General features: G+C 44.5%; 18 protein-coding genes. 11 read left to right on the plus strand and 7 right to left on the minus strand.

Translation table 11 applies throughout. The features are described 5' to 3' along the window. Window positions 1-47: 47 nt before the first annotated feature. The 6 genes from ribF to HC752_RS20910 all read left to right on the plus strand — a co-directional run bounded on the left by ribF (window position 48) and on the right by HC752_RS20910 (window position 8,653). Window positions 48-983: a bifunctional riboflavin kinase/FAD synthetase gene (ribF, locus tag HC752_RS20885; RefSeq protein WP_190337138.1), complete on the plus strand. Its 936-nt coding sequence runs from the start codon at window positions 48-50 to the stop codon at window positions 981-983. A 64-nt stretch (window positions 984-1,047) separates the two neighbouring features. Further along, the gene (gene ileS / locus HC752_RS20890) at window positions 1,048-3,861 is read left to right on the plus strand and encodes an isoleucine--tRNA ligase (RefSeq protein ID WP_190337139.1); all 2,814 of its coding nucleotides are present in this window, start codon (window positions 1,048-1,050) and stop codon (window positions 3,859-3,861) included. Between the two features lie 14 nt (window positions 3,862-3,875). Then, window positions 3,876-4,394 carry a signal peptidase II gene (gene lspA / locus HC752_RS20895; RefSeq protein ID WP_190337140.1) on the plus strand — a complete coding sequence of 173 codons (519 nt, stop codon included), beginning with the start codon at window positions 3,876-3,878 and terminating at the stop codon, window positions 4,392-4,394. Window positions 4,395-4,544: 150 nt separating this feature from the next. Then, window positions 4,545-4,976 (plus strand): FKBP-type peptidyl-prolyl cis-trans isomerase, encoded by a 432-nt coding sequence (gene fkpB, locus HC752_RS20900; protein ID WP_190337141.1) that lies wholly within the window; start codon window positions 4,545-4,547, stop codon window positions 4,974-4,976. A 252-nt stretch (window positions 4,977-5,228) separates the two neighbouring features. Further along, window positions 5,229-6,182: a 4-hydroxy-3-methylbut-2-enyl diphosphate reductase gene (gene ispH, locus HC752_RS20905; protein WP_190337142.1), complete on the plus strand. Its 954-nt coding sequence runs from the start codon at window positions 5,229-5,231 to the stop codon at window positions 6,180-6,182. 158 nt (window positions 6,183-6,340) lie between these two features. Further along, entirely contained in the window at window positions 6,341-8,653 is a 2,313-nt protein-coding gene (locus HC752_RS20910; protein ID WP_190337143.1) for an ATP-binding protein, read from the plus strand. Window positions 8,654-8,701: 48 nt separating this feature from the next. Here HC752_RS20910 and HC752_RS20915 read toward each other — a convergent pair whose 3' ends face one another. Further along, on the minus strand, window positions 8,702-10,186 hold the full coding sequence (locus HC752_RS20915) for a carbon starvation CstA family protein (protein WP_190337144.1): 1,485 nt from the start codon (window positions 10,184-10,186) through the stop codon (window positions 8,702-8,704). A 518-nt stretch (window positions 10,187-10,704) separates the two neighbouring features. On the opposite strand from HC752_RS20915, the gene HC752_RS20920 reads away from it, so the two are divergent. After that, window positions 10,705-11,784: a transporter substrate-binding protein gene (locus HC752_RS20920; protein ID WP_190337145.1), complete on the plus strand. Its 1,080-nt coding sequence runs from the start codon at window positions 10,705-10,707 to the stop codon at window positions 11,782-11,784. Window positions 11,785-11,847: 63 nt separating this feature from the next. Continuing rightward, the gene (locus tag HC752_RS20925; protein ID WP_190337146.1) at window positions 11,848-12,198 is read left to right on the plus strand and encodes a DUF2799 domain-containing protein; all 351 of its coding nucleotides are present in this window, start codon (window positions 11,848-11,850) and stop codon (window positions 12,196-12,198) included. 56 nt (window positions 12,199-12,254) lie between these two features. Here HC752_RS20925 and murQ read toward each other — a convergent pair whose 3' ends face one another. After that, window positions 12,255-13,205, minus strand: coding sequence for an N-acetylmuramic acid 6-phosphate etherase (murQ, locus tag HC752_RS20930; protein WP_190337147.1), 951 nt, complete (start codon window positions 13,203-13,205; stop codon window positions 12,255-12,257). A 70-nt stretch (window positions 13,206-13,275) separates the two neighbouring features. Continuing rightward, a complete protein-coding gene (locus tag HC752_RS20935; protein ID WP_190337168.1) occupies window positions 13,276-14,388 on the minus strand; it encodes an anhydro-N-acetylmuramic acid kinase in 1,113 nt (370 codons plus the stop codon). A 180-nt stretch (window positions 14,389-14,568) separates the two neighbouring features. On the opposite strand from HC752_RS20935, the gene nagZ reads away from it, so the two are divergent. After that, a complete protein-coding gene (gene nagZ / locus HC752_RS20940) occupies window positions 14,569-15,555 on the plus strand; it encodes a beta-N-acetylhexosaminidase (RefSeq protein ID WP_190337148.1) in 987 nt (328 codons plus the stop codon). Window positions 15,556-15,746: 191 nt separating this feature from the next. On the opposite strand, the gene btsR is transcribed toward nagZ, so the two are convergent. Then, complete coding sequence (btsR, locus tag HC752_RS20945; RefSeq protein ID WP_190337149.1) at window positions 15,747-16,469, minus strand: two-component system response regulator BtsR; 723 nt, start codon at window positions 16,467-16,469, stop codon at window positions 15,747-15,749. Further along, on the minus strand, window positions 16,463-18,145 hold the full coding sequence (locus HC752_RS20950) for a sensor histidine kinase (protein ID WP_190337150.1): 1,683 nt from the start codon (window positions 18,143-18,145) through the stop codon (window positions 16,463-16,465). Before HC752_RS20950 ends, btsR begins: the two co-directional genes overlap by 7 nt. A 214-nt stretch (window positions 18,146-18,359) precedes the next feature. Here HC752_RS20950 and HC752_RS20955 point away from each other — a divergent pair, with 214 nt between their 5' ends. Both HC752_RS20955 and tyrA read left to right on the plus strand, forming a co-directional pair. Next, on the plus strand, window positions 18,360-19,436 hold the full coding sequence (locus tag HC752_RS20955) for a 3-deoxy-7-phosphoheptulonate synthase (protein ID WP_190337151.1): 1,077 nt from the start codon (window positions 18,360-18,362) through the stop codon (window positions 19,434-19,436). Between the two features lie 11 nt (window positions 19,437-19,447). After that, on the plus strand, window positions 19,448-20,572 hold the full coding sequence (gene tyrA / locus HC752_RS20960; protein WP_190337152.1) for a bifunctional chorismate mutase/prephenate dehydrogenase: 1,125 nt from the start codon (window positions 19,448-19,450) through the stop codon (window positions 20,570-20,572). Window positions 20,573-20,668: 96 nt separating this feature from the next. Here the strand turns inward: tyrA and HC752_RS20965 are convergent, their stop codons facing one another. Continuing rightward, the gene (locus tag HC752_RS20965) at window positions 20,669-21,703 is read right to left on the minus strand and encodes a M23 family metallopeptidase (RefSeq protein WP_190337153.1); all 1,035 of its coding nucleotides are present in this window, start codon (window positions 21,701-21,703) and stop codon (window positions 20,669-20,671) included. Window positions 21,704-21,713: 10 nt separating this feature from the next. Next, entirely contained in the window at window positions 21,714-22,082 is a 369-nt protein-coding gene (locus HC752_RS20970) for a PilZ domain-containing protein (RefSeq protein WP_190337154.1), read from the minus strand. Between the last annotated feature and the right edge of the window lie 153 nt (window positions 22,083-22,235).

Consider the following 22,235-nt stretch of genomic DNA (forward strand, 5'->3'; position numbering starts at 1 on the left):
CAATAAAATGATTGAATAACGGCAAGTAAGCCTAAGCTAGAGATTTCATGGAGTTAATCCGAGGTATACACAATATACAGCCCTGTCATAAGGGGTGCGTATTGACGATAGGTAATTTTGATGGTGTCCACTTAGGTCATCAACAAGTGCTGAAACAAGTGTCACGGCGAGCCAAAAATATGGGGTTGCCGACCATGGTCATGACGTTTGAACCTCAACCCATGGAGTTTTTTGCAAGGGATAAAGCACCCGCGCGGCTGACTCGCTTGCGCGATAAAATTGTTCAATTGGAAAAGCTCGACATCCAACGGCTACTTTGCGTGAACTTCAATGCCCATTTTTCAAGTATGAGTGCGGAAGGCTTTATCAGAGAGCTATTGGTTAACCAGCTAGACGTGAAGTTTCTCGTGGTTGGTGACGATTTTTGTTTTGGTAAAGGTCGGAAGGGCAATTTCGACATGCTGAAAAATGCGGGTAAAGCACTCGGTTTCGAGGTCGTCAGCACCCAAAGCTTTAAAATGGATCAACTGCGCGTGAGCAGTACCGCTATCCGCGAAGCGTTAGCGACCGATGATTTTGCTTATGCAGAGAAGATGCTAGGTCGTACGTACAGTATAAACGGTCGGGTTTCTCATGGTAGAAAGCTTGGTCGAACCATTGGTTTTCCTACCGCTAATATTCCGTTAAAACGTTGCGTGTCGCCTGTTTCAGGTGTGTATGTAGTGGAGGTTAATGGGATCGATGGCTCAATATATGGCGGGGTGGCCAACATAGGTCAACGTCCGACGGTTGACGGTATTCGCCAGCAGCTGGAAGTGCATTTGTTTGATTTCAATTCAAACTTGTACGGTAAACAACTCGAAGTATCATTACTTCACAAATTAAGAGACGAGATCAAATTTGACTCTCTGGATGCGTTAACAGCGCAAATTGAATTGGATGCTGAGGCAGCAAGGGTGTGGCTGCGTCAGCTTAAGGGTTGAACGGTTTGTTCCACCGTTCGGCATAATGTCTAACTTTCGCTCAATATAACGGAATTAAGAATCAATGAGTGAGTATAAAGATACTCTGAACTTACCTGACACAGGGTTTCCAATGCGTGGCAATCTGACCAATCGAGAGCCAGATATGCTTAAGCGTTGGTATAAAGAAGACCTTTACGGCGAGATCCGTAAAGCGAAGAAAGGCAAAAAGTCTTTCGTATTACATGATGGTCCTCCCTACGCCAATGGTGATATTCATATTGGTCACGCACTGAATAAGACTCTTAAAGACATTATTATTAAATCCAAAACGCTTTCAGGTTTTGATGCACCCTATATCCCCGGTTGGGACTGTCATGGTCTGCTGATCGAATTGATGGTGGAAAAGAAAGTAGGCAAGCCAGGTCAAAAGGTGACAGCATCAGAGTTTCGTGAGAAATGTCGTCAGTATGCTGAGGGGCAGGTTGAAGGTCAGAAAGAAAGCTTCAAACGCCTCGGTATTCTGGGTGAGTGGGACAAGCCCTACCGAACCATGGATTATGCTACCGAAGCCAATATCATTCGTGCCCTGGGCAAAATTGCGGATAACGGTCACTTATTAAAAGGTTTCAAGCCTGTTCACTGGTGTACAGATTGTGGTTCTGCTTTGGCTGAAGCTGAAGTGGAATACAAAGATAAAGTGTCACCTTCTATCGACGTTCGTTTTAAAGCCGCAGACGAAGCAGCGTTGTTGTCTAAGTTCAACTTAAGCGAAGGCCACGAAGGTCAAGGTGAGATTTCCGTTGTTATTTGGACGACGACGCCTTGGACGCTTCCTGCAAACCGCGCAGTGTGTATGCGTGATGATCTGGAGTATGTTCTTATCCAAGTCGAAGCAAGCGATTCGACGGAGCCTGAGCGTATTATCGTGGCTTCTGAACTCGCGAAAGACGTGATGGAGCGTGCCGGTGTTGAACACTTCCATAACCTAGGCTTTGCGAAAGGTGCAGACCTCGAGTTGTCTGAATTCCACCATCCGTTTTATGACTTTACTGTTCCTGTGATTCTTGGCGAGCACGTGACGACGGATTCCGGTACTGGTGTGGTTCACACAGCACCCGGTCATGGTCAGGAAGACTTTGTCGTCGGTAAAAAATACGATTTAGAGGTCGCGAACCCTGTTGGTTCAAATGGTGTTTATCTGCCTGATACCGAGCTGTTTGCTGGTCAGCATGTATTCAAAGCCAATGATGCGGTTGTGGAAACACTGAAAGAAAAAGGGGCGCTGCTGCATCATCATGCTTACGAGCACAGTTACCCACACTGTTGGAGACACAAAACCCCCATTATTTTCCGAGCAACCCCTCAGTGGTTCATCTCGATGGACCAAGCGGGTCTGCGTGCAAAAGCACTCGAGTCAATCAAAGGGGTGGAGTGGATGCCTGAATGGTGTGTCTCGCGACAACGTACTTGGGGCGTACCTATTGCATTATTTGTGCACAAAGAGACCGCTGAACTGCACCCGAACTCATTAGAGCTTATTGAAAAAGTGGCAAAGCTCGTCGAAGAGAAAGGCATTCAAGCTTGGTGGGATGTTGATGCAGCCGACCTAATGGGGGCGGAAGATGCAACCAAGTACGAAAAAGTTCTGGATACCTTAGACGTATGGTTTGACTCTGGTGTCACTCACTATTCGGTTGTGGATGCACGTGAAGAGTATGCAGGCAACGCTGCGGATCTGTACTTAGAAGGTTCTGACCAACACCGTGGTTGGTTCCAATCCTCTCTTATCTCGTCTATCGCGATGAAAGATGAAGCACCATATAAACAAGTACTCACGCACGGTTTTGTCGTGGATGGCAACGGTCGTAAGATGTCTAAGTCTATCGGTAACGTGGTGGCGCCAAAAGACGTCACTAATAAGCTAGGTGCGGATATCCTACGCCTATGGGTTGCTTCTACTGATTATACTGGCGAAGTAGCGGTATCTGATGAAATCCTTAAGCGTTCTGCTGATGCGTACCGCCGTATTTGTAATACCGCTCGTTTCTTCCTTGCGAACCTCAATGGCTTCAATCCAGAAACCGATCTTGTACCGGCAGAAGACATGGTCGTACTTGATCGTTGGGCTGTGGGTCGTGCTCAAGCTGCGCAAGAAGAGATCGTTAAAGCATACGAAGAGTACAACACGCACGCTGTAACTCAACGCCTGATGCAGTTCTGTTCGATTGAAATGGGCTCTTTCTACCTAGATGTGATTAAAGATCGTCAATACACGGCAAAGCAGGGTGGTCACGCTCAACGCAGCTGTCAAACGGCGCTTTACTACATTGTAGAAGCTTTGGTTCGTTGGATGGCGCCTATTATGTCGTTTACTGCGGATGAGATCTGGAATGAAATGCCGAGCTCCTTGCCAACGGGCGAGCAGCGCGAGAAATTTGTGTTCACTGGCGAATGGTTTGACGATCTATTCGGTCTTGCTGAAGGTGAAGAATTAAGCAATGAATTCTGGGCTGAAATCCAGTCTGTACGTGGTGCGGTGAATAAGCTTCTAGAAGATGCACGTAAAGAGAAAGCGATTGGTGGCTCATTACAAGCGGAAGTGACGCTTTATGCTGATGACACATTAGCTACGAAGCTCAACAAGCTTGAAAACGAGCTGCGTTTCGTATTACTGACATCTACAGCAGAGGTTAAGCCTTTAAATGATAAGTCGGATTCTGCTCAAGCGACAGAGGTAGACGGTCTATTCGTTGAAGTTACGGCGACAGAGGCTGAAAAATGTGACCGCTGTTGGCACCATACGCCGGACGTTGGCACCATTGACGGTCACGAAAAAGTGTGTGGTCGCTGTGTATCAAATGTGGATGGTGACGGCGAAGTACGTAAATTCGCTTAATATTGGGATTCGATATGAGTGACAAAACATTCTCGGTGAAAGAATCAGGTGTTCGTTGGCTTTGGCTCGCGGTTCTGATTTTCATCGCAGATATTGGTATTAAGGCCATTGTAATGGACAATATGGGATATGGATGGGCGAATCGCATTGAGATTACGCCTTTCTTTAACCTATTGTATGTTCATAACTATGGTGCAGCATTCAGCTTTTTAAGTGACCAAAGTGGGTGGCAACGTTGGTTGTTCTTCGGCATCGCATTGGTTGTTTGTGGTGTGTTGATTCGCTGGATGAGAGCCCTACCAGCATCGGATAAATGGCTAAATATATCCTATGCGATGGTGATTGGTGGTGCGACGGCAAATAACTTTTATGATCGGTTGGTTCATGGTTATGTTGTCGATTACCTCGATTTCTATTGGGAAAGCTACCATTGGCCTGCATTCAATTTAGCCGATGTTGCGATTGTGCTTGGCGCTGCGCTTATTTTGCTTGATGGATTCCGTAAAAAACCAGAAGAACCACCTCAATCATGAGGGGATATTGTGAATAACCCTAAGCGCTGTCCGTTGATTCGGACGGCGCTTTTTAATATAAAGGCTAAAAATTGGAAGACATCGGCATCAGCTAAATAGTGTTCCCGAATCAAAGCCAAAGCCCAATAACGACAATAAGGACATAACTCTGTGACTACTATAACCGCAAGTTCTGCTGTGACATTGCACTTTACGATAAAACTGAAGGATGGCTCTGTGGCGGATAGCACGCACAGTATGGGGAAGCCAGCAAAATTGGTAATGGGTGATGGGAGCCTGAGTGAAAACTTTGAAAAATCCTTATTAGGTTTGGTTAAAGGTGAACAAAAAAACATTGAGCTCAGTGCTGACGATGCATTTGGTCGCCCTAACCCAGACAATATTCACCATATGGATAAATCACGCTTTATTGGAGAGGAAAAGGTTGAGATAGGAACCATCATGGCCTTTGTGGGTAAAGATGGGATGGAGATTCCAGGTATCATCACTGAAATTTCTGGCGAATCGGTCACTGTCGATTTCAACCACCCACTTGCTGGGCAAGATGTGATTTTTGATGTCGAAATCCTAGATGTGGAATGATGGCTAAAGATATTGAGAGTATCCTCTCTTTTTGGGGTGGCTTGAGGCACAATAGGGATAACGCTAAACTGTGTCCACAAAACCCTACGCCTAAAAGTGGTGCGCCCAACAGCGATACCCAAAAGTAATAGAACTGTGCGTCATAAAAGCTGCACACTATTTATCAGAGAGCCCGATATCAGAGAGCCCGATATCAGAGAACCCGATATCAGAGAGTCGTAAAATTGCGCGCCAATAAAAAACGAAAGTACTATGAGCAATGAAATGAAAATACTGTTAGCGAACCCACGCGGTTTTTGTGCTGGGGTCGATCGTGCCATCAGCATTGTAGAAAGGGCATTGGAGATGTACCAACCTCCTATCTATGTGCGTCATGAGGTGGTTCACAATCGCTTTGTGGTTGAAGGGTTGAAACAGCGCGGTGCCATCTTTGTTGAAGAACTGCATGAAGTGCCAGACGACAATATCGTTATCTTTTCTGCCCATGGTGTCTCTCAAGCCGTTAGGCAAGAAGCCAAGCGACGTCAATTAACCGTGTTTGATGCTACCTGCCCTTTGGTAACAAAGGTGCACATGGAAGTTGCTCGTGCAAGTCGACGAAATATGGAAGTCGTACTGATTGGTCATGCGGGGCATCCAGAGGTGGAAGGCACTATGGGGCAATACGACAGTGATACGGGTGGCATGTATCTTGTTGAAAAACCAGAAGACGTTGCGTCACTGGTGGTAAACGATCCGTCTAACTTCCACTACGTTAGCCAAACAACGTTGTCTGTTGACGAAACAGCCGATGTCATCGAAGAGCTTCGACGTGTGTTTCCCGAAATCCAAGGACCACGTAAAGATGACATTTGCTACGCGACTCAAAATCGTCAAGATGCAGTACGCATACTAGCCACGCAAGTTGATGCTGTCGTTGTTGTTGGATCCACGAATTCGTCGAACTCCACACGTTTAAAAGAGCTGGCAGAAAAGCTCGGTACACCGGGGTATCTGATTGATTGCCCTGAAGCGATTGAAGCCAAATGGTTCGATGGGGCGAGTAAGATCGGTGTGACTGCGGGGGCGTCTGCGCCTGAAGAGCTGGTCAATCAGATTTTGGATCGAATAAAAGAGCTTGGAGCGGACGAGGTGGAAGAAGTTCTTGGACGCGAAGAAAATATGTTCTTCGAAGTTCCACGAGAACTTCAAGTTAGAGAAATTTAACCATATCGAACATATCAATAAAATAAAGCCCCGTATTATTCGGGGCTTTACTATTTTTAAGGTAGGGGCAAAGAAATGTTTTCAAGTACGGATAAAGAAATGGACGTCTTTTATCCTTTTTATTGCCGAGTGTTCTAAGTAGGGAGGTTGGACAGCGAATGGCTTTCAATTCGTGGTTTTCAAGTCATGTTTCCATCAGGAGAAAGCTGTGGTTGATCACCGTTTTTATTTTAGCGATTGTCTCCATCTTTACTTGGATATCAATATCTTCGTTTTCTGCCTACAAACAAGCCAACTCTGACTATCAGTCCGAAGCGTCTACTCGTATCGATTTATTAAACAATCTTCGTTACCAACTAGGTTATAACGGCGCGATTCATAAGTTCAAAAATTATGTTCTTAGAGGAAAACTCAAAGATAAAGACGCAGCCAATGCGTATTTTAAAGAAGCCAAACGGGTGATTGCACAATACAAATCATTAAACCTAACCATCATGGAAGAGAGCGCTTTAAATGCAGTGGATCGAGTGATTACTGAATACCAAAGTAAGCTGTTTCAAATGCCCGTGGAGTACCACAAGCAGTTGAGTGTTACCCAGCTAGATGATCAAGTGAAAGTCAATGATGAACCAGCAATACACGCGCTGAATAACCTTGAACATACTGCGAAAATGCGCGAATCAACCCAGCTTCAGAGAATGAATGCCCTTTTTTCTGAAATGCGTTGGAAAATGCTCACTGCGACTATTACCATTTTTCTAGCGTCTATAGTGGGTCTAACTTGGCTCTATTTGACTCTAACGCGTCGGCTGAAGCAGTTTGCTTGTTATAGTGAAAAGTTGCGTGATGGCGTATATAACCATGATGAGGAGCCTAATGACCCCTTATCGTGGGAAGGTGATGAACTGAATGAGATAGCAAGTAACTTTGAACGCATCATTGAATTATTGAAATTCGAGAAAAAGCGAGCAGAAGATTCGAGCAAAGCCAAAACGGAATTTTTAGCCGTTGTTTCCCATGAAATTCGCACACCAATGAATGGTGTACTTGGCATCGCTCAGTTATTGCAAAAAACAGACTTGAGTGACAGCCAAAGAAATCATTTGGTTCATTTGCATGAATCCGGTGAACATATGATGACTTTGCTTAACGAGATTCTTGATTATTCGAAAATTGAGCAAGGCAAGTTTGAGTTAGACTGCCAGCCATTTTCCTTTACGCACGTAATGGGCTCGGTGAGTAGTATTTATCAGGCTTTAGCGGAAGAGAAAGGCATCGATTTATACATCGATAATAAAGTCGATCATGAAAGGTGGGTGTTTGGCGATAAGGCTCGCGTAAGGCAAATTATGTTTAACTTGCTCAATAACGCAATTAAGTTTACAGAGAAAGGGTTCATTGAGCTTCAGATTTCTGAACAGATCAAAGGAGAGCGTATTTGCCTGAACATTCAGCTCAAAGACACTGGAATAGGGATGGATCCAGATACACTGAGCAAACTTTTCAACCCATTTGAACAAGCCGATAGTTCGACAACTAGGAGGTTTGGCGGTGCAGGATTAGGGCTATCCATTGTGTCTCGGTTAATCGATCAAATGGGGGGCGACATTATCGTTGTCAGTGAGTTAGATATGGGTAGCTGTTTTACCGTGACACTCCCCTTGCTTCTGGCTAAACCGCAGTTAACGGTTGTGAAAGATGACAGACATATTAATTACAATGGACTGAAAGCGCTTATTGTTGAAGATAACCGTTTAAATGCTATGGTGCTTCAATCCATGCTTAGACAATATGGCTTTATTACTGAATGCATTGAAAATGGGGCGTTAGCGTACGAGTTAGCCAAGAAAAAAGCATTTAACGTCATCTTGATGGATAACCATATGCCAGTGATGGATGGTGTTGAAGCAACGTATCTGATTCGTCAAGACTCCCAAAATAAAAATGCATTGATATTAGGGTGTACTGCGGATTCATTTAAAGAGACTCGCGATAAAATGAAGCAAGCCGGTGCGGATGATCTTATCGCAAAACCGGTTGTTGAGAGAGAGCTACACGAAACTCTGACCCACTATGCGAATAAGCTCTTTCCTAATGGAGTCTTGTATAAACCCAGCTTGGACACGGAAAAGCAAATCGATACGGATTCTGTTGATGTAGATCTTATCATGCGCAAAAATGCCATAGCGTTTGATGTGATGCCAGCGTTCATTAATGGTGTTGTTGAAGAAGTGTTGTCCGCAGTAACGGATTTAAATACCGCGCAACAAAATCAAGAGCTTGATGAAATTGTTCGCTCTGCTAAAACATTAAGTGAACTGTTTGAAAAAGTAGCGTTGCCTGGAATGGTTGTATTAGCGGATTTAGTGTCTAAACAATCAAGTATTGATGATCAACAAATCAATCAGTTGTTTGAATTCACCAATCTATGGTTGGACGAACTCTGTTTGATTGCTGATGAATGTGGGTAGGAATACAAAAAAAGGCTCAAATGAGCCTTTTTTCATTGTGTCTCGTGGTTATACGGTTTTCGGTGATGACGATGGTGTGTCTTCATCAGCGAGTTCCGATTCGCCTTTGCCTTTTGATGTTTTAATCACATAAGCCGTAATAAGTATAGAAGTGATAATACCCGCGACTGTTGAGATATTGATAGGAAGACCAAAACCCAGTTGGCTATTGCTTAAAATAAAGCTCACACATACCGTCGTCATGAATACCGCAGGGACAGTCGTGATCCAGTGAAGTTTGTTGTGGCGCAGTAGATAAGCGGATGCCGTCCACAACATCATAACGGCAGTGGATTGGTTCGCGAACCCGAAGTAACGCCAAATGATGCCAAAATCCACTTGAGTCAAAATCCCCCCCACCACAAACAGAGGCATAGCCATCATCAGACGGTTACGAAGTGTTTTTTGCTCCATGTTGAAGTATTCAGCCAAAATCAAGCGGCTAGAACGAAACGCCGTGTCGCCTGAAGTGATTGGAAGAATAACAACACCCAAGAATGCAAGAACGCCACCAAAGACACCCAGTAATCCAAACGAAGCACTGTACACGACATTTCCAGGTCCACCGTTGGCGACAGCGTCGGACAACGATTCTACAGAGCCGAAGAAGGACAGTGCTAATGCACACCAAATAAGAGCGATAACACCTTCACCAATCATCGCGCCATAAAAGATAAAGCGACCATTCTTTTCGTTCTCCATGCAGCGAGCCATAAGAGGCGATTGAGTGGCATGGAAACCAGAAATAGCACCACATGCAATGGTAATAAAGAGCGCAGGCCACAGCGGTAAGTCATTCGGGTTCATGTTGGTGAACATATCGCTGACTTCATACCCTCCTAGAATAGTATGCTCATCAGACACGCCAATCGCGGTAATCAGACCAACAGACATAAAGATCAGAAGTGCGCCAAATAACGGGTAAAAACGCCCAATGATTTTGTCTACAGGGACAACGGTCGCAATGATGTAGTAAGCAAAGATGAACACCACCATGGAAGTCATCGTAACGGTGAAGTCGGTTTGATCATTGACGAGGTTGGTTATCATACCAGCCGGTGCCGAAACAAACACCACGCCGACCAATAACAAAAGGACAATGGCAAAAATGTTCATAAAGTGTTTAGCACCATTACCCAAGTAGCGACCCGTAATGGTTGGAACGGATGCGCCGCCGTTTCGAACGGAAAGCATACCGGAGAAGTAGTCATGTACTGCACCTGCAAAGATACAGCCTAAGACAATCCACAGCATGGCAGCAGGGCCATACAAAGCCCCCATAATCGGACCAAATATTGGACCAACACCTGCAATGTTCAGCAACTGCACCAAATACACTTTCTTGTTTGACATTGGTACAAAATCGACGCCATCTTGCTTACTATAAGCTGGTGTTTGGCGGTGTTCTTTGATACCAAAAATACGTTCTACAAACGTACCATAAATAAAGTAACCGCCGATGAGTGCAGCGACACACATAAGAAACCACAACATATTCACGTCCCATGTAATTATTTAAATTCTTCACCTTGGATAGTAAAACAGCGCAATGTCGACTGCATTGGCTACAAAAGTGAGTGGTGCTATGGCAGGTTAAGTGGTTGTTATGAAGAATAAGTGGTTGTTATGAACAATAAGTGGTCCGACTTAATAGGAAGGTGAAAGCTTAAATTTGGGGTATTCGCTACTATTCAACGTCTTTCGCAAAGTTGAGAACAAGCCGAGTGAATGAATGCCACCGTTAGATCTATGCTGATTAATTTATTGATAGTAATAATAATTAACCCTTAATGGGGTCTTGTTTTTGAGACTGGGTGAGCGGGTTATTGTATTAAGCTTCTTGAGTTTTCGTTCTGGCTCGATTACTTATAAACGATAACAACGACAAGTTGAGCTAAATAAAAAAGAAGCTGTACTTCACATGGAAGTATTGTCAGAAGCATTGTTTCAGCGAATTCGGTTTATTTGTACATACGGCTTTATTTTAGATAAGACGTTTAAGGGGAACTTCGATGAATACCATTCCCATCGGTGTGCTTTATTCAAGCCAGAGTCAATACCGAAAAGTCAGTTACCAATCTTTGATAGGAACGCAATTTGGCATTTCACAAGTGAATGCGAATCCAAGGTTTGATTTTAAACTAGGCGCCATTCATAAAGATCCGTTTGGTGAGCGATTCTGTTACGTGACACAGGCTGAGCGTCTTTTTCAGCAGGGGATAGAGCATGTTTTCGGTACGACGACTTTAGATTCTAGAATGGCGACACTGGATGTTGTCCAGCAACACTCTGGACTACTTTGGACGTCATCTCTGTCTGGTACTCAACCTAATCATCCTAATTTGTTGAAGTTTGGTCCTTCATCAGAACAACATCTGCTTCCATTACTTACGTATTCTTTTGCAAAATATGGCACTCATGCGGCCGTTGTGAGCCCTAACGACCAATTAGGTTGGGATTTAAGTAAGCTGACGTCTTCGTTTTTTGAAACAGGAGGCGGGACATTAAGTTTTAACAATTTTTATCGGGAAGGCTGCCAAACGTTTGACTACACACTGAATTCTCTTTTGAATGAGCCGCCAAAATTTGTCGTAAACCATTTAATGGGGAATGCGAGCTATGCCTTTTTAAAAGCGTTTAATCAACGTTGGCAAGGCAACCCCATCCCTGTGATTTGCACACACTTGAGTCGCAGTGAATCGGTCGCTTTAGGGGCGTTACCTAATTTAGTTTTACTGTGTGGAAGCAATTTCTTTGAGCAAGTCAACCCCATCTTTTCTCAACGCGTATATCGAGACTTTGCAAAAGTGTATGTCTCAGGTGGCTTTGTTTCCGCTTACTTGTCTGTTCTGACATTGGCATACTCTATTAAACAGGCTGGCAGTTCAGATCCGAAGGACATCAAACGAGCACTCAGTTCGATAGCCCTGCCAGTGCCATTTGGTGGAAAGGCAACGTTTTCCAATCAATGTTTAGAGCAACCCAGTTTTCTTGCGCAACTCAATAAAGAGGAAGTGACTTTATTGGATGCAGAGGTTGGCACTTCAGAAAAAGAAAGCCCCTTCATTTCGCAGGTTGCTGGCGTAGAATAAATTCAGGCAGAACATGCACTTTCATCGTAAACTGTTAATTTGACGTCAATATCAGGTATAACAATGAAACAACGTTTCGTGGCTTTATTAATGGGAACACTGCTGGCTGGGTGTTCAAACGGCGAGTTTTTGGCTGATGACAGCGATTGGTATTCAGTTGGCTACCGAGATGGTCTAAAAGGTCAGACTCAACGTTCTTTTCAAGATTTGGCGGAATACGGTCAAGGGAATCATGCGGACTACGATCAAGGCTATCTCGCCGGAGTTAAAGAGTATTGCAACCCCGCCTTTGCCTATCAGATAGGTCTGTCTGGCAGTTTCTATGAAGGGGTATGTGAGGGCATGCCAGACGCGCAGAAATTCCGAATGGAATGGCAACGAGGTTGGAATCAGGGGACAGGGCGAAGTGAATAAAGGAAGCCTTGCTTTTGGATATAGGTGTTCTTGAAAGACGCGCCTTGAAAAAAGGTTTATTGAGGTGTTTTTTTGTTCGGATTTTTTACCTCTGATGCTTCGACTGCACGACGTAAAAAACCTTGTTGGTTCGCCAACTGTGCTTGAGCTGTGCTGAGATCGGCGCCAGTCAGTAGCATCAAGATTGCCAATTTAACATCATAGCGAGTGTGTTCTAGCGTCGCTTTTGCTTCCTCTTTATCACAACCTGTTGCTTGAACAACAATTCTCACCGAGCGAGCGATGAGTTTTTCATTGCTGGCTTTCACATCCACCATGAGGTTTTGATAGCTTTTTCCTATTCGGATCATGCTGGCAGTGGAAAGCATATTCAGTACTAATTTCTGAGCCGTGCCCGATTTTAAACGAGTCGATCCCGTTAGCGCTTCCGGTCCAACTACGGGGCTAATAGCAAGTTGGGCGCATTGTGCGATAGGGGAACTAGGGTTACAAGATAATGCGATAGTATAAGCGCCAACTTCATTAGCGTATTCCAACCCACCGATCACATAAGGTGTTCTGCCACTGGCAGCGATGCCAACCACGATGTCTTTTTCTGTTAATGCGTTGGCTGATAAATCATGTTTACCCAATGTTTTATTGTCTTCTGCGCCTTCTTGGGCTTTAAACATTGCCTCTTTTCCTCCCGCAATTAAGCCAATAACCATCTGATCGGACACCCCAAAGGTAGGAGGGCATTCAGAGGCATCCAAAACGCCTAAGCGACCGCTGGTTCCTGCCCCTAAATAGATAAGCCGACCTCCTTTTAGGAAAGCGTCGGATATTTTGTCGACCGCAGCAGCAATATTGGGGAGTTCTTTTGCGATGGCAGTTGGGACTTGTTGATCTTGTTGATTGAGTTTTTTTACGATCTCAAGGGAAGACAAAAGATCGATGTCCATGGTGTCAGGGTTTCGTCCTTCAGATACCATGTGTGCTAGGGCAGAAAGTAGAGCGTCATTAGCCATGATGTTGTCCGTTTTTATGAGTGACTAGGGGTTGTTGCGCTTTCGCGAGTCAATTTTATCTGAGATGACTTTAATCCGCTGGGTAGATTACACCTAATGAAGCGAGTCGATGTGCTCCGGTAACCGACGGCGCGTTACTGGGGAGGCCATGAATGCGTCGCTGGGCTAACCAAGCAAAAGCCATGGCTTCCATGAATTCGCTGTTTACGCCAGTACTGTTGGTGTCTTTTACATGCCAATTGGGTAATAAACCTTCCAATCTTTTCATGAGGGCAGAATTCATTGCGCCTCCTCCACAAACCAACAACGTAGGTTCACCGCCCAAACGCTGTTTATCTACCTCTAGGGCAATACTGGAGGCGGTGAGTTCTAATAACGTCGCTTGAATATCTTCCGGCTTGAACTGAGCCACATCATCAAATTGATTCAACCAATTCAGGTTAAAAAGCTCTCTTCCTGTGCTTTTCGGGGAGGCAAGAGAAAAGTAAGGATCCAACATAAACTGCGTAAGCAATGTAGGGATCACGTTACCTGAATGAGCAAACGCTCCCTCTTTATCATAGGGCTGACCTGTATGCTTGTGACACCAAGCATCCATCAACATGTTGCCTGGTCCTGTATCGTACCCAGTAAGGGGGTGAGTCGGGTGCAATACAGAAATGTTGGCAATGCCCCCGATATTCAAAATGACGATGGTGGATTCTTTGCCTTTATATAACCATTGATGAAAAGCGGGAACTAACGGTGCGCCTTGCCCTCCTAATGCCATGTCTTTTCGGCGAAAGTCTGCAATGGTATCGATGCCTGTTTGGGTGGCGATAAGGTTGGCATCCCCTAATTGCATGGTAAAGCGAGTGCCCCCCAAAGGCTGGTGGAAAACAGTTTGCCCATGACAACCAATTGCAGTGATGCGGTGTGCCTCTATCGAAGAGGTCTCCAGTAATGCATTAACACTGTCAGCAAATAGAACCCCGAGGTCATGATCGAGCTCACCCATGGTTTTCACACTAGTCGGTTGCCCTTCACAAACAGAGAAGATCCGTTGTTTAAGCCCTTCAGGAATAGGGTGTACATGGCTCTCGATGAGGGTGATATCGGTTTCAGATATTTCCGTTAAGGCAACATCAACGCCATCCAAACTCGTTCCAGACATGACACCAATGTAGTATTGCTTCTGACTCACCATATGATTTCCTTAATACCAGTCTCAACAGACCCTATTTTTCCTGACCAGCATGAGATTGTTTGAGCCACTACCCAAGTGTCAGTTAATTTTCGCCGAACCAAGCATCTTGAGGTTACTTGAGTATAATAAAACGAATATTCTTATATGGTTACTTAAATCTACGAGGCTTTGAACATAATGGGACCACTTTGGATTGATGTTGCTGGGTACGAGCTGGATGCAGAAGACAAAGAAATACTGCAACACCCAACCGTAGGTGGAGTGATCCTATTTTCACGTAATTATTACGACAATGAGCAATTACTTGCTCTAAGTAAAAGCATCCGACAAGCCGCTAATCGCCCAATATTGATTGGTGTGGATCAAGAGGGGGGGCGTGTACAGCGCTTTAAAGAAGGGTTCAGCTTGATTCCACCGGCGCAAGGTTTTGCCCTGCAGCCCAATGGCGAAGAATTGGCAAAACAAGCCGGATTTTTAATGGCGGCCGAGTTGATTGCTCATGATATTGATCTTAGTTTTGCCCCAGTTCTGGATAAAGGGCATGAGTGTAAAGCGATTGGAAATCGTGCCTTTGGTGACGACATTCAAAGCATCCTTACCTATAGCTCGGCATTTATGGAAGGAATGAAAACGGTCGGTATGGCAACAACAGGAAAGCACTTCCCTGGTCACGGAGGGGTGATTATCGATACCCACTATGACACTGCCAAGGACGAGAGAGAGTCTATTTTCGAACAAGATATGGCTGTGTTCAAAGCGCATATCGACGCCGATATGTTGGATGCCATGATGCCAGCGCATGTCATCTACCCAGAATACGATGCAGAGCCTGCCAGTGGCAGTGCTTATTGGTTGAAACACGTGTTAAGAGAGCAGCTAGGATTTCAAGGCATCGTTTTTTCGGATGATCTCAGTATGGAAGGGGCTGGTGTCATGGGGTCACCAGCAGAGCGAGCCATACAATCGCTAAACGCTGGCTGCGATATGTTATTGATGTGCAATAACCGAGATTACACCGTCAGTGCGTTAGATAAGCTTCCGATTCGTACCGTGCCGAATGCAACAAGCTTGCTAAAAAAACAAAATTTTTCCTTGAGTGAACTTCGAATCAGTGAAGAGTGGAAATCGGCATCGGAAGCCATGAAGCGAATGCTGGAGGAGTAATTCATTTATTCCTAAGATTTTTACTTACTCCTAAGATTTTCACTTGCCTCTATGGTTTTTACTTATCTCTATGGTTTTTACTTATCCCTATGGTTTCCAATTACTCCTATGGTTTCCAATTACTCCTATGGCTTTCACTTTGAACAAAGTTTAAATGGAATCAGGCTGCTGCCGATTGCGCGGCGACTTTGTTACGGAATGCCTAATGTTTCTTTTAAGCTCTTCAAAAAGCGTCGACTGACGGGCACTGGATGCCCGCTTTGCGTAATGATTTCGGCAAGACCGTGTTCCAACAATTTAATTTCCCGAATGGCTTGAGTGTTCACCAAATACTGGCGATGACAACGCAAGAGAGAGGTTTTTTGTTCGAGCACTTTTAGTGTCAGATGGCTCGTCGCAGTTTGCTCTGCGGTTTTTACTTGCACGCCTGATATACCCGTGTAAGCAAATTCAACATCGTGTATTGGGATAATGACAATCCGATTTAGACCAATACATGGAACGTGATCCAGTTTATCTTGCACGAGGGCGGTGATATTTTGTGGTTCTTTGAGTCGAGCTGTTTTGATCAATCGAGAAACACACTTTTTTAACCGTGATGGTTCAACGGGTTTTAAAAGGTAATCGAATGCATTGTCCTCAAATGCTTGAATCGCATATTGATCGTACGCAGTAACAAACACCACATTAGGCATCGTATCGGGGTCAAGCATGGAAAGCAGTTCAATGCCACTGATCTGAGGCATATGAATGTCCAAAAAAACAACGTCTGGCTTACTGGCGTTGATTTTTTTTAGCCCTTCGATGGCATTACTTGCCTGATCAATCACATCGATCTCTTGCGTTTCAGTCAACAACTCGCTCAGTTCTTCTCGAGCAAATTGTTCATCATCAATGAGAATAGCGGTCAGCATTCCTTTGTCTCTGTTGTCGGGAGCTTAAAGCTCATTCGAGTGTACTTCTGTGGTTGGCTGTCTATGTGTAATGTTGACGATCGCCCTAGGAGGTTTATCAGACGTTTATTCACAATATCTAACCCTAATCCAGAGTGGTTTTGTGCAGGGGCTTGATAGAGCCCCGCGTTGTCTTCAACCACTATAGTGTGCTCGCCATTTTCAGTGTGGCTATATATTCGAACTTTACCATTTTCTAGCAGTTGAGAAATACCGTGCTTGATAGCATTTTCGACCAGAGGTTGCAGGGTAAAGCTGGGTATGATTTTTTCCAGTAAAGCATCATCGATCGCCCATTCCACTTCTAGGCGATCACTAAATCGTGCTTTTTCAATGGTGAGGTACGCATTCACGTGCTCCAATTCTTCCTTTAGTCGAACGGTTTCTATATTTTGCTTGAGATTGCTCCGGAAGAATTGAGATAAATGTTGAATCAGATCCCGCGCTTTATCGGGGTTTCGTCGTGTAATGGCACTGATGGTATTCAGTGCGTTGAACAGAAAATGTGGATTAACTTGGGCGTGAAGTAGCTTAATTTCAGCCTGAGTGAGGAGTGTTTGCTGCTCTTGATAATCGCCATACAAAATTTGGCTGGAAAGCAGTTGAGCAATCCCTTCGGCCATCGACATATTGATGGTGGAAAATAATTTCCGTTTGGGCTCATAGAGCTTGATGGTGCCTACTACATCATCCCCGGTGTTCAAAGGAATAATCAGCGCTGAGCCCAGCTTACAATGTTCAGATAAAGAGCACTGATATGGCTGTTCTCTCCCATCTAGGTAGATGATTTTATTGTAGGAAATGGCATCTAATGTACTTTGGGATGAAATGGGCGTGTTGGGGTTGTGGTGGTCATCACCTATACCGACAAAGGCTAAAATTTTATCTTTGTCGGTAATGGATACAGCACCCACGTTGGTTTCTTCATAAATAATACGAGCAATTTTGTCGGCGTTACTGGCATTGAATCCAGAGCTCAGAATCCCAACGGAACGTTCTGCGATTGTGAGTGCTCGCCGCGAAAATGTGGCGGAATATTTTTCGAAGATGGTTTTTCTATCCTGCAAGATGCTCATAAACAATGCCGCACCAACAGAGTTTGCGATGATCATGGGAGCTGCAATGGCAGAGACCAGTTGATAAGACTGCTCAAAAGGTTTTGCTACGATCAAGATAATCAACATCTGTACAATTTCGGCAAAGAGCGTAACAGAAAAGACCACCAGCGGGTTAAAGAGCTGGCTCGAGCGGTTTTTTCTGACGTAGTAGCTATGCAAAATTCCGCCAATTAACCCTTCTGCTGTTGTCGAGATCGTACAGGCGAGGTCGGTGAAACCGCCGAGAGAATATCGGTGCATTCCCCCAGTTAAACCGACAGCAAAGCCAACAACGGGTCCACCAAATAGCCCTCCCATCACAGCGCCAATGGCTCGAGTGTTGGCAATGGCATCATTGATCTGTAACCCAAAGTACGTCCCCATAATGCAAAATAGGGAAAAAAGGACATAACAGCTCAGTTTGTGGCTTAAGCGCGTAGAAATACTAAGTAGCGGCAGAAATATAGGCGTTTTACTCAGCATGTAAGCCAGTACGAGGTATACACACATTTGCTGGAGTAAAGATAATATGAGGTCCATAGCCATTTTCCGTAATTATTTAAGCCCATTTTAATCGATAATGTACGTATTCCGATGTTAAGAATGGCTTACTTTGAGTGTAAATTTATTTTTACATCTAATGTTTTTTTAAGTTTACACTTGAAATGTATTTTATTGCTGTTATTTTGTTGTTTATTGGAATTGAAGCTCGCTTGTTGTGGTGGGTGTAATTTAAATTTTACAGGTAATAAAAATGCAAAAGAGTGAATTGAGCAACATACACATCAGTGACGAGCAGGTTTTAATTACGCCTAATCAGTTGAAGGACAAGATCCCACTGAGCGACGAAGCGCGTCGGTTTATTCAACAGTCTCGTCAGGAGATAGCAGACATCATCGATAAGAAAGATCATCGCTTGTTGGTTGTCTGTGGTCCTTGCTCAATTCATGATCTGGATGCGGCTAAAGAATACGCAAAGCGCCTGAAGGCATTGTCTGAAAAATTGGACGACCAGATATACATCGTTATGCGTGTTTACTTTGAGAAACCGCGTACCACTGTTGGCTGGAAAGGGTTGATTAACGACCCCCATTTGAATGGTACATTCGACATTGAGCACGGGCTACATGTGGCTCGCCAGCTGCTCGTTGATCTCGCAGAAATGAAGATTCCATTGGCGACGGAAGCCTTAGATCCAATAAGCCCTCAGTACCTTGCTGATACCTTCAGTTGGGCAGCGATTGGTGCAAGAACAACAGAATCGCAAACTCACCGTGAAATGGCCAGTGGTTTGTCTATGCCTGTTGGGTTTAAAAATGGCACAGATGGCAGCTTAGCAACGGCAATCAATGCGATGCAAGCCGCTTCTTCTGGTCACCGTTTTATGGGAATAAACCGTGAAGGGCAAGTTGCGTTACTGACCACGCAAGGCAACCCAAATGGTCACGTTATTTTGCGAGGTGGTAAGCAAACGAACTACGATTCCGTTTCTGTGGCGGAGTGTGAAGAAGAAATGTCGAAGTCTGGGTTGGATGCGGCATTAATGGTGGATTGTAGCCACGCAAACTCGCGTAAGGATTTTCGTCGTCAGCCACTTGTTGCCGAAGATGTTATTCATCAAATCCGTGAAGGCAATAAGTCGATCATTGGTCTCATGATCGAAAGCCATATCAATGAGGGGAATCAGCCTTCAGACATACCCGTTAATGAGATGGCTTACGGCGTTTCTATCACCGATGCGTGTATCAATTGGGATGCAACTGAGGCACTATTAACGCATGCACACCAAGAGCTTGTGCCATTTTTACAAGATAGAATGAAAAATCAATAAGGTAATACTGGATGGCAGTTGAACTGAATGAATTAAGAGATCAAATTGACCTAGTGGATAAACAAATGGTCGATTTGCTGGCACAAAGGCTAGCACTGGTAGAGAAAGTCGGGGAAGTAAAAAGTCAGCACGGTTTGCCTATTTACGTACCAGAGCGAGAAGCCTCAATGTTGGCATCTCGTAGAGAAGAAGCGGAAAGGCAAGGCGTACCTCCTCAGCTTATTGAAGACATTCTGCGTAGAACCATGCGCGAATCGTATACCAGCGAAAAAGATTCAGGTTTCAAGTGCCTTAACCCAGATCTGGGGTCGGTAGTCATCGTTGGTGGACATGGTCAGCTGGGTGGATTGTTTGGACGTATGTTCAGCTTGTCTGGGTACAGCGTGAAAGTATTGGGTAGTCAAGATTGGGAGCGTGCCGACGAAATCCTCGATGGCGCTGGGCTCGTTGTTGTGACGGTTCCTATCCACTTGACGGAAAGCGTGATTGCTCAGTTAAACAACCTGCCTGAACAGTGCATTTTGTGTGATTTGACGTCGATAAAGTCAAAACCATTGAGTGCAATGTTGCAGGCGCACTCCGGCCCGGTTGTTGGGTTACACCCTATGTTTGGTCCCGATGTTCCAAGCTTAGCAAAGCAAGTGGTGGTTTATTGCGATGGTCGTGGTGAGGAAGCTTACCAATGGCTACTGAAACAGATTGAGATTTGGGGCGCGAGCCTGTGTAAGTGTGAAGCCCAAGAACACGATCATGGTATGACCCTGATCCAGGCTCTGCGCCACTTTACTTCTTTTGCGTATGGTTTGCATTTAAGTGAAGAGAACCCCAATATCGAAAACCTATTACAACTGAGTTCGCCTATTTATCGGCTTGAACTTGCCATGGTTGGTCGTCTGTTTGCGCAGGATCCAAATCTGTATGCAGACATCATTTTATCTTCCGATGAAAACATTCAGATGATTAAGCGTTTCCACCAAAATTTTGGGAATGCATTAGCCATGCTAGAAGGCGACAACAAACAAGAGTTTGTCGAAAGCTTTGAAAAAGTCGGTGAGTGGTTTGGAGGGTATTCCCAGCAATTTATGGAAGAGAGTCAGAAGCTGCTGAAGCAAGCAAATGACGCGATTCATCGATAAACCTTTACCGGATATTGAACTAAAAACGGCTTCTTAAGAAGCCGTTTTTATGTAACCTAATTGGAGCGTCATCGGAGCCATGCACGTTTGCTGTGGTCAGTTTACTGCTAAGGCTGATGAGGTATTTTTCACGGTATCAACCGAGCTGGGTATCGTGCTTTGGTTTTGTGTCAACAACACTTGCAGCTTTACAACGTTGCTCATCACATCAACCAGAGATGCCCATTTAATACTGCGCTCTTTTTCAAACAAAGTATCAAAGTTTTCGGGAGTCCAATCCATAAAGTGTTTAGGATTCAATGTTCTCCCCAAGAAACGTACTTCATAATGCAAATGCGGACCAGTAGAGTTACCAGAGTTTCCGCACGTGGCGACAACATCGCCTTTCTTTACAAATTGACCACTGCGTACATTAAAGCCTTGTAAGTGAGCGTAGGAGGTCATAAATCCAAAGGCATGGCGTAACTTCAATAAATTCCCATACCCTTCCTTGCTCGGGCGTCTTAGCTCGACCACACCATCTGCCGGAGCCAGTACTTGCTCTCCACGCTGGCATGTGAGATCAATCCCCAAATGTTGGTGGCGTTTGTCAGTAATTGGATTTTTTCGATAGCCGTAATTGGATGAAATTCGTTGATACACCACTGGGCTGTCATTCGGAAGTAACCTGAACATGGTGGCACGCACCGCTGAATCGATCGCTGCGGCGTCAATTCGCTGTTCTAGAGACAACTCTGCGTAGTCTACAACGGAGGTTTCTTGCGTAATTCCAAGTACCGATTCCACATCATTTACACGTTTACCTAGAGCTAGAATTTCCCCTTTCTTTTCTTCCAATTCCTGAGTTAAAGAATGGTTCGTACTGATTTGAGCTTCATACAGAGCTTTAAACTGAGCACTCTTTTGGTCGAGGTAATCGATTTGGGATTGAGCATGACTGAAGTTTTGCTCTGATCTTGCCAGTGTATTTTCTGCGTGGGACTGGGCAGCGAAGTACTGATAAATCGAGGTACCAAGAAAGCTAGGCAGGGCGAAAAGAGAAAGGACAGCCAACGCAGTCGCTTTTCTTCCCACAAAAAAGTGCTGAACCCCAGACGACGTCGGGATTGATATTTGTATTTTTCGTGACATTTATTGCTTTTTAAGCACCTAAATCAGATAGCTGCTCTATTTCTCTGTGCAAAAGGGCTTCATCGCCAACATTCAGCTCGACCAATCGTTTCAAGTGGCTGATGCTGTCGATATCAATATGATGAATACTAAGACGCATAAAATTATCGTTTAGCTCCACAATTTCAGCTTCCAATGATAGCACAATGTCACTATCAGGTAACTCGATGTCGACATCCAGCATTTTATTTTTGTCGAAATTATGATTATCAGGTGAGCCAGAAAGCAAAAGACCATGTAGCGAAAGGTCTCGAATGTCACTGTTTAAAGTTAAATCGCCTTGCACCAGTTTTGCGGGAGCTTGGTAAATTACGCGAGAAAAACGACGGCGTTCAATCATGGTGTGTTCTCTTTAGATTCATGCTTAAATTTTGCCTTATGGTAACTGTTGTACAAGGCTAATGGGTAAAGCGTCTTCTTTTTTGTGACGCTTAAGCGTCTAGTATCAATATCCGATGATCTATTTTGAATATATAAGAAAAAAGACCGCACA

Origin of the sequence: Vibrio sp. S9_S30, assembly GCF_014694455.1 — a bacterium.
Taxonomy (GTDB): domain Bacteria; phylum Pseudomonadota; class Gammaproteobacteria; order Enterobacterales; family Vibrionaceae; genus Vibrio.